The sequence below is a fragment of the Streptomyces sp. NPDC029044 genome (assembly GCF_040637495.1).
Taxonomy (GTDB): domain Bacteria; phylum Actinomycetota; class Actinomycetes; order Streptomycetales; family Streptomycetaceae; genus Streptomyces.
In genome coordinates, this window is sequence record NZ_JBEZWN010000019.1 from 71,745 (window position 1) to 84,198 (window position 12,454).

The 12,454-nt window shown below is 72.1% G+C and carries 14 protein-coding genes; 8 read left to right on the forward strand and 6 right to left on the reverse strand.

Features of this window, described 5'->3' with window-relative positions:
- Window positions 1–23 precede the first annotated feature (23 nt).
- From AB0E85_RS18015 to AB0E85_RS18025, 3 genes are all read right to left on the reverse strand, one after another.
- On the reverse strand, window positions 24–1,370 hold the full coding sequence (locus tag AB0E85_RS18015) for a SpoIIE family protein phosphatase (protein WP_361927807.1): 1,347 nt from the start codon (window positions 1,368–1,370) through the stop codon (window positions 24–26).
- Window positions 1,371–1,842: 472 nt separating this feature from the next.
- A complete protein-coding gene (locus AB0E85_RS18020) occupies window positions 1,843–2,931 on the reverse strand; it encodes an NlpC/P60 family protein (protein WP_361927810.1) in 1,089 nt (362 codons plus the stop codon).
- 196 nt (window positions 2,932–3,127) lie between these two features.
- Window positions 3,128–3,946: a class I SAM-dependent methyltransferase gene (locus tag AB0E85_RS18025; RefSeq protein ID WP_361927812.1), complete on the reverse strand. Its 819-nt coding sequence runs from the start codon at window positions 3,944–3,946 to the stop codon at window positions 3,128–3,130.
- Window positions 3,947–4,168: 222 nt separating this feature from the next.
- Between AB0E85_RS18025 and mshA the strand changes: the two genes are divergently transcribed.
- Together mshA and AB0E85_RS18035 are read left to right on the forward strand one after the other, a co-directional pair.
- Complete coding sequence (mshA, locus tag AB0E85_RS18030; RefSeq protein ID WP_361927815.1) at window positions 4,169–5,506, forward strand: D-inositol-3-phosphate glycosyltransferase; 1,338 nt, start codon at window positions 4,169–4,171, stop codon at window positions 5,504–5,506.
- Window positions 5,499–6,008: a YbjN domain-containing protein gene (locus tag AB0E85_RS18035; RefSeq protein WP_361927818.1), complete on the forward strand. Its 510-nt coding sequence runs from the start codon at window positions 5,499–5,501 to the stop codon at window positions 6,006–6,008. Before mshA ends, AB0E85_RS18035 begins: the two co-directional genes overlap by 8 nt.
- Here AB0E85_RS18035 and AB0E85_RS18040 read toward each other — a convergent pair.
- Window positions 6,005–6,799, reverse strand: a complete 795-nt coding sequence (locus tag AB0E85_RS18040) for an AraC family transcriptional regulator (protein ID WP_361927821.1) — start codon at window positions 6,797–6,799, stop codon at window positions 6,005–6,007. The genes AB0E85_RS18035 and AB0E85_RS18040 overlap by 4 nt on opposite strands.
- 49 nt (window positions 6,800–6,848) lie before the next feature.
- Between AB0E85_RS18040 and AB0E85_RS18045 the strand changes: the two genes are divergently transcribed.
- Both AB0E85_RS18045 and AB0E85_RS18050 read left to right on the forward strand, forming a co-directional pair.
- Window positions 6,849–7,295, forward strand: a complete 447-nt coding sequence (locus AB0E85_RS18045; protein ID WP_361927824.1) for a DUF2000 domain-containing protein — start codon at window positions 6,849–6,851, stop codon at window positions 7,293–7,295.
- 69 nt (window positions 7,296–7,364) lie between these two features.
- A complete protein-coding gene (locus AB0E85_RS18050; protein WP_361927827.1) occupies window positions 7,365–8,087 on the forward strand; it encodes a hypothetical protein in 723 nt (240 codons plus the stop codon).
- 85 nt (window positions 8,088–8,172) lie between these two features.
- Here AB0E85_RS18050 and AB0E85_RS18055 read toward each other — a convergent pair whose 3' ends face one another.
- Entirely contained in the window at window positions 8,173–8,592 is a 420-nt protein-coding gene (locus AB0E85_RS18055) for a nuclear transport factor 2 family protein (RefSeq protein WP_361927831.1), read from the reverse strand.
- Between the two features lie 117 nt (window positions 8,593–8,709).
- On the opposite strand from AB0E85_RS18055, the gene AB0E85_RS18060 reads away from it, so the two are divergent.
- The gene (locus AB0E85_RS18060; protein ID WP_361927834.1) at window positions 8,710–9,045 is read left to right on the forward strand and encodes a DUF6233 domain-containing protein; all 336 of its coding nucleotides are present in this window, start codon (window positions 8,710–8,712) and stop codon (window positions 9,043–9,045) included.
- A gap of 213 nt (window positions 9,046–9,258) precedes the next feature.
- Here the strand turns inward: AB0E85_RS18060 and AB0E85_RS18065 are convergent, their stop codons facing one another.
- On the reverse strand, window positions 9,259–10,548 hold the full coding sequence (locus tag AB0E85_RS18065; protein WP_361927836.1) for an MFS transporter: 1,290 nt from the start codon (window positions 10,546–10,548) through the stop codon (window positions 9,259–9,261).
- Window positions 10,549–10,729: 181 nt separating this feature from the next.
- Between AB0E85_RS18065 and AB0E85_RS18070 the strand changes: the two genes are divergently transcribed.
- The 3 genes from AB0E85_RS18070 (at window position 10,730) to AB0E85_RS18080 (ending at window position 12,448) form a co-directional block, all read left to right on the forward strand.
- Window positions 10,730–11,491: a phosphoglyceromutase gene (locus AB0E85_RS18070; RefSeq protein WP_351626452.1), complete on the forward strand. Its 762-nt coding sequence runs from the start codon at window positions 10,730–10,732 to the stop codon at window positions 11,489–11,491.
- Between the two features lie 234 nt (window positions 11,492–11,725).
- Window positions 11,726–12,280: a hypothetical protein gene (locus AB0E85_RS18075; protein WP_361927840.1), complete on the forward strand. Its 555-nt coding sequence runs from the start codon at window positions 11,726–11,728 to the stop codon at window positions 12,278–12,280.
- Between the two features lie 30 nt (window positions 12,281–12,310).
- Window positions 12,311–12,448 (forward strand): hypothetical protein, encoded by a 138-nt coding sequence (locus tag AB0E85_RS18080; RefSeq protein ID WP_361927843.1) that lies wholly within the window; start codon window positions 12,311–12,313, stop codon window positions 12,446–12,448.
- Window positions 12,449–12,454 lie beyond the last annotated feature (6 nt).

Sequence of the window (12,454 nt, forward strand, 5' to 3'; positions counted from 1 at the left end):
ACTCCGGAGAGGCGGCGTCAGAGCTACGGCACCCGGTCCAGCAGCAGGACGGCCACGTCGTCCGTCAGCTCGCCGCCGTTGAGGTCGCGCACCTCGTTCACCGCCGCCCGCAGCAGCTGCTCGCCCCGCAGGCCCTCGGCGAACTGGCGGCGGACCATCTCCGTCATGCCGTCCTGGCCGAGCCGCTCCCGGCCCTGGCCGATGTGGCCCTCGATCAGGCCGTCGGTGTAGAGCATCAGGCTCCACTCGGCGCCCAGCTCCACCTGCATCCGCGGCCAGCGGGCGCCGGGCAGCAGTCCGAGGGCCGGGCCGTTGTTGTCGTACGGCAGCAGGCGGGCCGGCTTGCCCGGGCGGGCCAGCAGCGGCGACGGGTGGCCCGCCAGGCACAGGCCGGCGCGGCGGCCGTCCGGCGCGATGTCCACCGTGCACAGGGTCGCGAAGATCTCGTCGTCGGCCCGCTCGTGCTCCAGCACCTGCTGGAGCGTGCCCAGCAGCTGGTCGCCGCACAGGCCCGCCAGGGTCAGCGCGCGCCAGGCGATCCGCAGCTCCACGCCGAGAGCTGCCTCGTCCGGGCCGTGGCCGCAGACGTCGCCGATCATGGCGTGCACGGTGCCGTCCGGCGTGCGCACGACGTCGTAGAAGTCGCCGCCGAGCAGCGCGCGCGAGCGGCCGGGGCGGTAGCGGGCGGCGAACCGCAGCGTGGAGCCCTCCAGCAGCGGCGTCGGCAGCAGGCCGCGCTCCAGGCGGCGGTTCTCCTGCGCGCGCAGCCGGCCCTCGGCGAGCCGCCGCTCGGCCGACTCGGAGCGCTTGCGCTCCACCGCGTAGCGGATCGCCCGGCTCAGCAGCCTGCCGTCCAGCTCGTCGCGGAAGAGGTAGTCCTGGGCGCCGACGCGCACCGCCTCGGCGCCGCGCTCGGCGTCGCCCGACGCGGTCAGCGCCAGGACGGCGTGCCGGGGCGCGAGCTCCAGCACGTGCCGGAGCACGGCGAGCTCGTCCTCGGAGTCGCTGTGGCCGGGCGCGGGCAGCGCCAGGTCCAGCAGGATGCAGTGGACGTCGTCGGTCAGCAGCCGCCCGGCCTCCGTCAGGTTGCGGGCCGTGCGGACGCGGATCGGCTTGCCCGCCTGGTCGAGCATGTCGGGCACGATCGGCGAACCGGCCGGATCGTCCTCGATCAGCAGCAGCGTCAGGTTGGTGTGGGCGGTGCTGTTCTCCACCTTGTCCGTGGTTTTCCCGGCGGTGTCCGGCGTGCGGCCCGTGGGCGAGGCGTCCTTCGCGGATTCCTCGGCCGAGCCGCCGTGCGGGGACGCGGCCTGCGCCTGACCACTCTCCACGGCCGGGATCGCTCTCTGCCGCGGTATGGGTACGGGCATCGTCTTGGGTTCCTTCCCTCCCCCCGAGGGCACGGTGGGGCGAGGGACCTCGACCCACCGACGGGGACCATAGCGGGTGTCGGCGCCGCATTGGAATGGTGTGAGCCACGCCGCTGTGCCACCGGCCAGTGTCATATGCCGCGATATGTACCGCAGTTGGACAGCTGGGAGATGCTGCGGGGATGACGAACGTCACGTCAGCGCACGGTTTGCCCGCGGTGGGGCGTGCGGTGGGTCACGTGGGCCAGGTCACCGCGGGTGTCCGATATCCGGTGCGCGTCGTCAGGCCGCAGTCTTCGGGTGCGCCGTCGTCAGGCCGCCGTTGTCAGGCCGCAGCCTTCGGGTGCGCCGTCGTCAGGCCGCAGTCTTCGGGTGCGCCGTCGTCAGGCCGCCGTCGTCAGGCCGCAGTCTTCCGGTGCGCCGTCTTCAGACTTCCGCTCACAGGCCGCCGTCTTCACGCCGTCGCCGGCGATCAGTTGGCGCCGGTGTCCGGGTCCGGCCGGACCACCCCGAGGATGGGCATGGATCCGGCCCCGGCGATCGTCACGGTACGCCCGGGCCGCGGTGCGTGCACCATCGCCCCGTCGCCGATGTACATCGCGACATGGCTGGCGTCGTCGAAGTAGATGATGAGGTCGCCGGGCCGCATGTCCTGGACGGCGATGTGCCGCAGCCGCTTCCACTGCTCCTGCGAGGTGCGGGGGATGCCGCGCCCGGCGGATATCCAGGCCTGTGACGTCAGCCCCGAGCAGTCGTAGGTCTTCGGGCCCTCGGCGCCCCACTGGTACGGCTTGCCGATCTGGGCCGTGGCGTACTGCACGGCCTTCTTGCCCTGCTCGGAGGCCTTTCCGTCGATCTCGTCGAGGATGCCGGAGTCGAGCCAGGCGGTCTGCGCCTTGTTCGCGGCCTCCTTCTCCAACTCGGCGAGGCGCTCCTGTTCCTCCTCCTGTAGCGCGGATTCGAGCTTCTCCGCCTGCGCGATCTGCTTCTCGATCTTCTTCTGTGCGGCGGCCTTGGCCTTGCGGCCCGCTTCCAGCTTCTTCCACTGCGCGGAGGCGTCCTTCGCGTACTGCTCCAAGTCCTCCTGGGTGCGGGTCACTTCGCCGAGCAGGCCCTTCGTCGCGTGGTGGCCCTCGCGGACCCGGCCGGCGCCGTCGAGGAAGTCCTGCGGGTCGTCGCTCAGGACCAGGTGGGCCTCGGGCGGGAGCCCGCCCCCGCGGTACTGGGCGGCGGCCGCGGCCCCCGCGCGGTCCTTCAGCTTCCGGAGCTTCTCCTTGCCCTTGACGATCTTCTTGGCCAGTTCGACGACCTCGGCGGACTGCTTGTCCGCCTTCTCCTCGGCGGCGTTGTACTCGTCGGTGGCGCGGCCCGCGGCGCGGTAGAGCTTGTCGAGCTTCTTACGGACGGCTTCGAGGTCCTTGCCGGCCGCGAGGGACGGGCCCGCGCTCGGGGTGGGGGAGGGGGTGGGGTTCGCGAACGCCGTGCCCGGTGCGGCCAGCACCGTGATCGCGCAGACCACGGCCACCGCCGTCGCGATCAGGCCACGTTTGCCCGTTCCCATACCTCAGCCCCCAAACTGATTAACCGTCAGTAACGTGCGGTTCGTCCGGGGATGCTGCCATGTCCGTCCGGAAAGCGACAGGGGTAGTACTGCCCGCCGCCCCCTCGCCGGTATGCCCCCGGCATGCGATCTCCCCGGTCTGTGTGACGAACGACTCAGAGAGATCGTTCCATCGGCCCCGGCCGGGCCGGAGGAGTCAGGCGCCCGGCGCCAAGGCCTCCCACCGCACCGTCACTTCGCCCTGCCGCCACCGCACCGGCCCGTCCGCCACCGGCCAGTCGGCCGCGAGGTCCCGGACCGCGCGCATCCAGCGCTGGCGGGCGCCGTAGGAGGCGTAGGGCGCGGCGGCCGCCCAGGCGCGGTCGAAGTCGCGCAGGAAGGCGTGCACCGGCTCGCCCGGGACATTGCGGTGGATGAGTGCCTTCGGCAGCCGTTCCGCCAGGTCCGAGGGGCGTTCCAGGGAGCCCAGCCGGGTCGCGAAGGTGACCGTGCGCGGTCCCTCCGGGCCGAGCGCGACCCAGACGTGCCGGCGCCCGATCTCGTCGCAGGTCCCCTCGACCAGCAGCCCGCCGTGCGAGCCGGTCGCCGGGTCGGCCGGTGCCAGCCGCGCGCACAGCCGCTGCCACACGGCCGCGACCTCGCCCTCCTCGTACTGCCGCAGCACGTTCGCCGCGCGGACGAGCAGGGGCCGCTGCGGGACCGGGATCTCGAAGCCGCCGTGCCGGAAGACGAGGCCCGGCCGCTCGTAGGGCAGCGCCGCCGCGACCCGGGCCGGTTCGATCTCGACGCCCACCACGCGCGCGCGGGGCGCGACCGTCCGCAGGCGCTGGAGCAGTTCGACGGCCGTCCAGGGCGCGGCGCCGTAGCCGAGGTCGACCGCCACGGGGTCGGGGGCGCGGCGCAGCTCGGCGCCGTGCGTGGCCACGATCCAGCGGTCCATGCGGCGCAGCCGATTGGGGTTGGTCGTCCCGCGCGTCACCGTGCCCAGGGGTCGGGTCGCTGCGCGGGGTGTCATACGTACGAGGTTAAGCGGCCTCCGGCCCGGTCAGGGGCGAGGTGCCGCCGCCGGCGGGTGGGGCCCGGCAGCCGGACTCTCTCGAACGGTTGAGCGACAAGCGGTAATGATTCGGTAAAACTGCCGAATCAGGAAATGGAGCACCGGCTTCCGGTGTTGGACTCCGTCGGAGGGCAGCGTGCGCCCTGCGAAAGGCATGCCCCGAGCGAGGAGGAACGCCCCGTGAGCCAGTACATCGGCAGGCTCGGCCGGCGCGCCACGTCATCGCCCCCGCGCCTCCGGCTGCACCGCAGGCCCCGCCGGGTGGCCATGCTCTCCGTGCACACCTCCCCGCTCCACCAGCCGGGCACCGGCGACGCCGGCGGCATGAACGTCTACATCGTGGAGCTCGCCCAGCGCCTGGCCGCACACGGTGTCGAGGTCGAGATCTTCACGCGCGCCACCGCGGCGGCCCTCCCCCCGACCGTCGAGCTGGCCCCCGGCGTCCTCGTCCGGCACGTCGACGCCGGTCCCTACGAGGGCCTCAACAAGGAGGACCTCCCCGCCCAGCTGTGTGCCTTCACGCACGGCGTCATGCAGGCCTGGGCCCACCAGCGCCCCGGCCACTACGACCTGGTCCACTCCCACTACTGGCTCTCCGGCCACGTCGGCTGGCTCGCCGCCCAGCGCTGGGGCGTCCCCCTGGTGCACGCCATGCACACCATGGCCAAGGTCAAGAACGCCAACCTGGCCGACGGCGACACCCCCGAGCCCGCCGCCCGCGTCATCGGCGAGACCCAGATCGTCGCCGCCGCCGACCGGCTCATCGCCAACACCACCGAAGAGGCCGACGAACTGGTCCGGCACTACGCGGCCGAGACCGACAAGGTCGCCGTGGTCCACCCCGGCGTGAACCTCGGCCGCTTCTCGCCCGCCGACGGCCGCGCCGCCGCCCGGGCCCGCCTCGGCCTGCCCCAGGACGCGCTGATCCCCCTCTTCGCGGGCCGCATCCAGCCCCTGAAGGCCCCGGACGTGCTGCTGCGCGCCGTCGCCGTCCTGCTCGACCGGCGTCCCGAACTGCGCTCGCGCATCCTCGTGCCCGTCGTCGGCGGCCCTTCCGGCAGCGGTCTCGCCAAGCCCGAGGGGCTACAGAAGCTCGCCGCACGCCTGGGCATCGCCGACGTCGTACGGTTCCGCCCGCCGGTCGGCCAGGAGCAGCTGGCGGACTGGTTCCGCGCCGCCTCGGTGCTGGTCATGCCCTCCTACAGCGAGTCCTTCGGCCTGGTCGCCATAGAGGCGCAGGCGGCCGGCACCCCGGTGCTCGCGGCGTCGGTCGGAGGCCTGCCGGTCGCCGTGCGTGACGGGCACACCGGTTTCCTCGTCCAGGGGCACGACCCGGCCGAGTACGCGCGCGTGCTGGGCGACTTCGCCGACGACCCGCAGCTGGTGCCCCGGCTCGGCGGGCAGGCCGCCCGCCACGCCCAGTCCTTCGGCTGGGACACGGCGGCCGCCGCCACGGCCGACGTCTACACGGCCGCGATGCAGGCACACCGCCGTCGCGTACGCTCGCTGCATGGGTGAAACCGATCAGGAACAGCGCGCGGCCCAGGTCATCGAGGGAGCGCTGAAGGACGCCGACCTGGAGTGGGAGAGCCCCCAGCCCGGCACCTACGTCGCGCAGCTCCCCGGCACCCGCAAGCTCAAGACGACCGTCTCCCTGATCGTCGGCCGCCACTCCCTGTCGCTCAACGCCTTCGTCATCCGTCATCCCGACGAGAACGAACAGGGCGTCCACCGCTGGCTCCTGGAGCGCAACCTCAAGCTCTACGGCGTGAGTTACGCCGTCGACCAGCACGGCGACGTCTACGTCACCGGCCGGCTCTCCCTGTCCGCCGTCACCGCCGACGAGCTCGACCGGCTGCTCGGCCAGGTCCTGGAGGCGTCCGACGGCGCCTTCAACACCCTGCTGGAGCTGGGCTTCGCCTCGGCGATCCGCAAGGAGTACGCATGGCGGGTGGCGCGGGGGGAGTCCACGCGCAACCTGGACGCGTTCGCGCACCTGACCCAGCGCCCCGAGCGTTAGCCCGCCTTGTACCGCCCCGGCGGCACCCCCACCAGTCTGCGGAAGTGCCGGGTGAGGTGCGACTGGTCGTAGAACCCGGCCGCCACCGCCACGTCGCCCGGTGAGCGCCCCTCCAGGAGCAGCCGCCGCGCCCGCCCCACGCGCAGGGACGTCAGGTACTGGTGCGGGGCGATGCCGTAGGCCGCGCTGAACGCCCGTACGAGATGGGCGGGGTGGGCGCCGAGCAGCCCGGCGGCCTCCCGCAGGGCGATGCCCTCGACGATCCGCTCGTCCAGCAACTCCCGCAGCCGCCGCGCGAGAACGGGATCGGCCGGCCGCGGGGAAGCGGGGTCGCCGCGCAGGTGCCCGCGCAACCGCTCCCCGACGAACAACAGCCTGCTCTCCGCCTCCAGTTCCTCACCGGGCCGCCCCAGCGCGCCGTGCAACTGCCCCACCCGGCACCGCAGCAGCGGATCGCGCAGATCCGGCCGGTCGACGGCCGCCCCGATGAACTCCTCCCCGAGATGCGTCACGTCGAGGTACAGCACCCGCTTGCGGAAGCCCTCCGGGGTGACCGGGGAGCCGTTGTGCGGCACATGCGGCGGCAGCAGCGACACGGTGTCGTGCGGAGTGCCGTGCTCGTGCCGGTCGAGGTCGTACCGCACGGCACCGGTGTCGACGATCAGCAGCGTCCAGGCGTCATGGACGTGCATCGGATACGCGTACTCGGTGAACCGCGCGTGGAAGACCTCGACGACACCCGGGACGGCGGGCCGCCAGGCGGAGACGATCCGGGCGGGCTGGGAGGCCATGCAAAGAACGTACAAGACCTCGACGGGGACTGCCCGGCACGCTCGGATCATGAACACGATCACCGAATCCCCGGGCCCGGAGCCGATCCGCTTCGACACGAAGATCGCCGTGCTGCTGCGCGCCGACCTGGAGCCCTGGCAGCGCCTCAATGTGACGTCGTTCCTGGTCAGCGGCCTGGGAACGCAGCTTCCCGAGGTGATCGGCGAACCGTACGAGGACGCGGACGGCGTGCCCTACCTCCCCATGTTCCGCCAGCCGGTCATGGTCTTCGAGGCCACCAAGGAGACTCTGACCGCCGCCCACACCCGGGCTCTGACCCGCGCCCTGCCCCGCGCGGTCTTCACCGCCGACCTCTTCGCCACGGGCAACGACCGCGACAACCGCGCGGCCGTACGGGCGGTGCCCACGGCGGATCTCGACCTCGTCGGCCTCGCGGTGCACGGCCCGAAGAACGCGGTGGACAAGGTCGTCAAGGGAGCGCGGATGCACCCCTGAAACCAAAGTCGGGCCCCTGTAGACCAACGGCCGATGACAGGGCGGACGGCCCTTCAGGAGACTGGCCGCATGGAGGAAGCCAGGAACGTTCCCATGGGCAAGAGCCCCCGGCCGCGGGCGGGCGAGGCGACGGAACTCGCCGAATCCGCCTGGGCGATCGTGCTCTTCTGCGTCGCCTGCGGTGCCGTGGCCGGCGCCCTGCTCCCGCTCCTCGCCCGCCTGTTGCTCACCCTGCCGTGGGCGCCGCTCGAAGGCCCGGCCGAACTGCTGACCTCGGTCCCGGAACCCGCCCTCACCCTCGGCACGATCACGGTGGGCGTCCTCGGCGGCCTGCTGCTCGGCTTCACGGCGGTGGACGAGTCGCTGTCCGTCCGCGTCTGCGACACCCGGGTGACCCTGGCCGTCCGGGGCAGTTCCCAGGAGTTCACCCGCGAGGAGATCTCCGTGCTGTTCCGGGACGGCAAGCAGCTCGTCCTGCTCGGCCCGGACGGCATGGAACGGGCGAGGGAGCACAGCGGGCTGCCCTGGCAGCGCCTCGCGGACGCCCTCACGGAACACGGGTACGCGTGGGCGGAGGAGGACCCGCACCGAGCCGAGTTCCGCCGCTGGGTCCCCGGCACCCCCGGCCTGCCCCCGGGCGCGGACGCCCTGCTGCGGGCGCGCGCGCAGGCCCGCAAGCACGAGGACGACGCGAGGGACGCCCGGGAGCTGCGCGACGAGCTGCTGCGGCTCGGGGTGGTCGTACGGGACGAGGAGAAGCGGCAGTACTGGCGGCCGGTACGGCGGGACTGAGGCTCACGGAGGGGCTCACGGAGGGACCCGCGCCGCGGACGCCGGTGGCCGGCCACGAACGTCCTCGCTCAGCGACAGCGCCCGGTCACGGGGTGCAGGCCTCGGCGATCGACAGGCTGTTCTCGTAGAGGTGGTGCCGGGTGATCCGCCCGTCCTCGACGGTGAGCCGCAGCGCGAACGGTCCCGAGAAGGACTTCCCCGTCGCCCGGACGGTTCCGGAGAGCCGGCCCATCAGCACGGCGTCGGTCCCGTCGACGAGGAAGGTGTCCACGGACGCGCGGGCGTCCTCCGGGACGGTGTACCGGCCCAGCTCATCGGCCTGTGCCGCACACTCGGCGGCGGTGGACCGGGGCCGGATCCACGGGACGCCGGGGTTGTCGGCGAGCATCCAGTCGACCTCGTCGGCGAAGAGCGCGGCGAGCCCCTCGGTGTCCCCGGCGAGCCGGAGTCCGAGGAACTTCTGGACGGTGAGGCGGGTGGCTTCGGTGGTGTCGGCGGGTGTCATGGACGCCAGCCTGCCGGGACATGGGGTGAGCGTCGATTACCTCGGAGGTAGCCGGCACCGCCGCCGGTGGGGGTCCGGGGTGGGCCGGGAGGCGACGTCGAACCTAGAATCGAACGCATGAACGATCCAGAGTCGCGGCTCGCGCTGCTCCGTTTCCTGGAGCGCGTGCAGGAACGCGACCTGGCACGCACCCGTCGATGGATCGCGGACGAGGAACGCCGCCAGGCCGAACACCGGCACGGTCTCCTCGCCCGGCCGCCCGCGCCGGACTGGGTGATCGAGCGCGGCCTGTCCGGCCAGGAAGCGGTGTACGTCCATGTCGGCGGCTGCTGGAACGCGGGCCGGCGCGGCAAGGGCGTCGACCGCGAACACGCCCGGCGCGCCCTCGCCGAGGGGGTCAAGGCCTGCCCGCAGTGCCGCCCGGACACGGAGCTCGGATTCGTGGACGGCTAGGGCGGCCACGCTCGCCGGCGCCGACGCCGAAGGCCCGTTGTCAGCCCGAGGCTGTGGTCGCGAGCGCGCGGCCGGCTTCCCGGGGTTCCAGCTCCGCAGGGAATGGTTGCCATCCCCGATCTGTCCGGGGGCGGCCCGGAGAAGGCGTCCGCGAATCCGGACGGGTGCGGCTGTACTCCCTGCCGATGTGACGGGCCGGGTGGCTGTGGCCGGTCACAGCGCCCCGCCGGTCTCCCCGGCCACCGTCGCCCGGACCCCCTCGGCCTTCTCCGCCCTCGCCCCCTCGTCCTCCTGCTCCGCGGACACCCGCCGCATCAGCGCGGCGTACCCCGCCCCGGCCACCGTCCCGAGCACCGCGCAGGACCCCCACAGCCACTCCGCCCCGAACCGGTCGATGACGAACCCGGACAGCAGCGGGGCGACGAGGGCGGCCACGGACCAGGACATCGTGTACATGCCCTGGTAGCGACCACGCCCGTGCACCGGGGACAGGCGTACGACGAGGCCCGTCTGCGTGGGCGCGTTGACGATCTCCGCCAGCGTCCACACGCACACGGTGAGCGCGATGACCCCCACCGATCCCGCGAAGGCGGTGAGCGCGAAGCCGTACCCCGCGAGGAGGGACGAGACGACCAGCAGCCGACGGGGATCCCGGTGCTCGATGAAGCGGGTGACGGGGATCTGGAGGACGACGATCAGCACGCCGTTCACGGCGATCGCCATGCCGTACTCGGCCGGGCTGAAACCGGCCTCGCCCATCGCCACCGGCAGTCCCACCGACCCCTGCTGGAAGATCAGCGCGATCAGGAAGGACAGTCCGACGACGCTCATGAACCGCCCGTCGCGCAGGACGGTGCCCAGGCTCACGGAGTCCTCCGCGGTCGCGTCCCGCACCGCCGGTGCGGCCGGCTTGGACTCCGGCAGCCGCAGGAAGACGAGGATCGCGCAGGCCATCGTCATCCCCGCCTCGATCAGGAACCCGGCGCGGTAGCTGACCTCCGCGATGAACCCGGCGGCCATGGAGGAGACGGCGAAGCCGAGGTTGATGGCCCAGTAGTTGAGGGAGAAGGCGCGGATCCGGTCCTCGGGCCGCACGATGTCCGCCATCATCGCCTGCACGGCGGGCCGCGAGGCGTTGCTCGCCATGCCCACCAGGAAGGCGACACCGGCGATCGCGACCGGGTCGTGCACGAACCCCAGCAGCGCCACGGCCACGGCGGTCGAGGCCTGCGCGATCAGCAGCGTCGGCCGCCGGCCCAGCCGGTCCGCCATCACCCCGCCGCCCAGCGAGGAGAGCACCCCGCCGAGCCCGTGCAGGGCGGCGACCAGGCCGGCGTAGGTGGCGGAGTAGCCGCGGTCGAGGGTCAGGTACAGCGCCATGAAGGTGGCGACGAAGGCACCCAGCCGGTTGACCAGCGTGCTGGTCCACAGCCACCAGAACTCGCGGGGCAGACCCGAGACCGTCTCCCGGACGGCGCGTCGGGCACGCAGGACGTACGGCATGGATCCCCCCGGAGGCGACGAGTGCCGGCTGCGCCGCAGCCGCGCCTGTAAGCAGCACTGATGGCAAGCGCAAATTACAAGCCGCCGCTTGACGGCGGCCACTCAATTAACAGATCCAGTCAAACGTCCGCCTGCCGGGCAGCCACGCGAACGGGCGAAAGCGTGGATTACGCTTCGAGGCATGGCCGACGCACCGTACAAGCTGATCCTCCTCCGCCACGGCGAGAGCGAATGGAACGCGAAGAACCTGTTCACCGGCTGGGTGGACGTCAATCTCAACGAGAAGGGCGAGAAGGAGGCGGTCCGCGGTGGCGAACTCCTGAAGGACGCCGACCTCCTGCCCGACGTGGTCCACACGTCCCTCCAGAAGCGCGCGATCCGCACGGCCCAGCTCGCGCTGGAGTCCGCGGACCGCCACTGGATCCCCGTCCACCGCTCGTGGCGCCTGAACGAGCGCCACTACGGCGCCCTTCAGGGCAAGGACAAGGCCCAGACGCTCGCCGAGTTCGGCGAGGAGCAGTTCATGCTGTGGCGCCGGTCCTACGACACCCCGCCCCCGCCGCTCGACGTCGACGCCGAGTACTCGCAGTTCTCGGACCCGCGCTACGCGACCCTCCCGCCGGAGCTGCGCCCGCGCACGGAGTGCCTGAAGGACGTCGTCGTCCGCATGCTCCCGTACTGGTTCGACGCGATCGTCCCCGACCTGCTGACCGGCCGCACGGTCCTGGTCGCGGCGCACGGCAACTCGCTCCGCGCCCTGGTCAAGCACCTGGACGGCATCTCCGACGCGGACATCGCCGGCCTCAACATCCCGACGGGCATCCCGCTCTCCTACGAGCTCGACGCCGACTTCAAGCCGCTGAACCCGGGCGGCACGTACCTGGACCCCGAGGCGGCGGCAGCAGCCATCGAGGCGGTCAAGAACCAGGGCAAGAAGAAGTAAGCAGCGCTGAAGAAGCCCCCTGCCTGCGGGTTGTCCGCTGGTAGGGGGCTTGCTGTCGGTCTTGGGCCGTCTCTGGGCCGTCAGGGGCGACGACGCGAGCGACGGACTCTGATGCCGAGGGCGACCGGCAGCGCCAGGGGGATGCCCCGACGGCGCGGGTGAGGCGGTTGGCCCTGGCGTCGAGTGGCGACTCTGGACGTCGGTATGCCAGGGGCGCCGGATATGTTGCCGAGCATGACAAGTTGGATCGACTGCGGCGTCATGGCGTGGTTGGAAGACGGCCCCTACCGGGAAGACGAAACCGTCCTGGTCTACTTCAGGGGAACTGACTTGGCCGCCATGGCCGATGGCCTGTCCGCACAGCACCGGCCGCCGTTCGCCTACGGCAACGACACAGCACCAGGCGACTGGGGCATGCTCGTGCACCCCATGTTCAACCCTTCCCGCAACGACTACGACGAGATCGACTACCGGGAGCTGTGCCCACAAGGCGCCGAGCTGATGGTGTTCGTTCCCAACCCGTCCCTTGCCCAGGCCCACGGACCCAAGGCATACCACTACGAGGACGGCCGGCTGTCGTCCTGCGTCGACTACGAGGATCCGGACTACGCCGGGGAGTACTGGCCCAACAAGATGGCCTCCGTCATCACCGCGGCCGGACTGGATCGTCAGAACGAGACCTACGAGGAGCAGCTGACCCAGCTGATCTGCAACCACCTGGGGCTGCCCGCACTGGATCGCGACACCATCACGGTGGACCGCGATCTGGTGGCCTCCTACGATCGCTGACCTGTTGTTTCACCTTGCCGTGGCGAGGTTGTGCATGATGGCGACGGCCTGGCAGACCTGCCGGACGCCGAACTGCGCCTCTTCGACGGCGGTCACTTCGTCCTGGAGGACCACCTGCCCGACATCGCCCCGCTGATCGCCGACTTCCTCGACCGGACCCGGGCCTGACCGGCC

Bases quoted from the DNA above. Each gene is read 5' to 3' on its own strand.
- AB0E85_RS18015 (WP_361927807.1), bottom strand. From the start codon at position 1,370: ATGCCCGTACCCATACCGCGGCAGAGAGCGATCCCGGCCGTGGAGAGT.
- AB0E85_RS18020 (WP_361927810.1), bottom strand. From the start codon at position 2,931: ATGGGAACGGGCAAACGTGGCCTGATCGCGACGGCGGTGGCCGTGGTC.
- AB0E85_RS18025 (WP_361927812.1), bottom strand. From the start codon at position 3,946: ATGACACCCCGCGCAGCGACCCGACCCCTGGGCACGGTGACGCGCGGG.
- AB0E85_RS18035 (WP_361927818.1), top strand. From the start codon at position 5,499: ATGGGTGAAACCGATCAGGAACAGCGCGCGGCCCAGGTCATCGAGGGA.
- AB0E85_RS18040 (WP_361927821.1), bottom strand. From the start codon at position 6,799: ATGGCCTCCCAGCCCGCCCGGATCGTCTCCGCCTGGCGGCCCGCCGTC.
- AB0E85_RS18045 (WP_361927824.1), top strand. From the start codon at position 6,849: ATGAACACGATCACCGAATCCCCGGGCCCGGAGCCGATCCGCTTCGAC.
- AB0E85_RS18050 (WP_361927827.1), top strand. From the start codon at position 7,365: ATGGAGGAAGCCAGGAACGTTCCCATGGGCAAGAGCCCCCGGCCGCGG.
- AB0E85_RS18055 (WP_361927831.1), bottom strand. From the start codon at position 8,592: ATGACACCCGCCGACACCACCGAAGCCACCCGCCTCACCGTCCAGAAG.
- AB0E85_RS18060 (WP_361927834.1), top strand. From the start codon at position 8,710: ATGAACGATCCAGAGTCGCGGCTCGCGCTGCTCCGTTTCCTGGAGCGC.
- AB0E85_RS18065 (WP_361927836.1), bottom strand. From the start codon at position 10,548: ATGCCGTACGTCCTGCGTGCCCGACGCGCCGTCCGGGAGACGGTCTCG.
- AB0E85_RS18070 (WP_351626452.1), top strand. From the start codon at position 10,730: ATGGCCGACGCACCGTACAAGCTGATCCTCCTCCGCCACGGCGAGAGC.
- AB0E85_RS18075 (WP_361927840.1), top strand. From the start codon at position 11,726: ATGACAAGTTGGATCGACTGCGGCGTCATGGCGTGGTTGGAAGACGGC.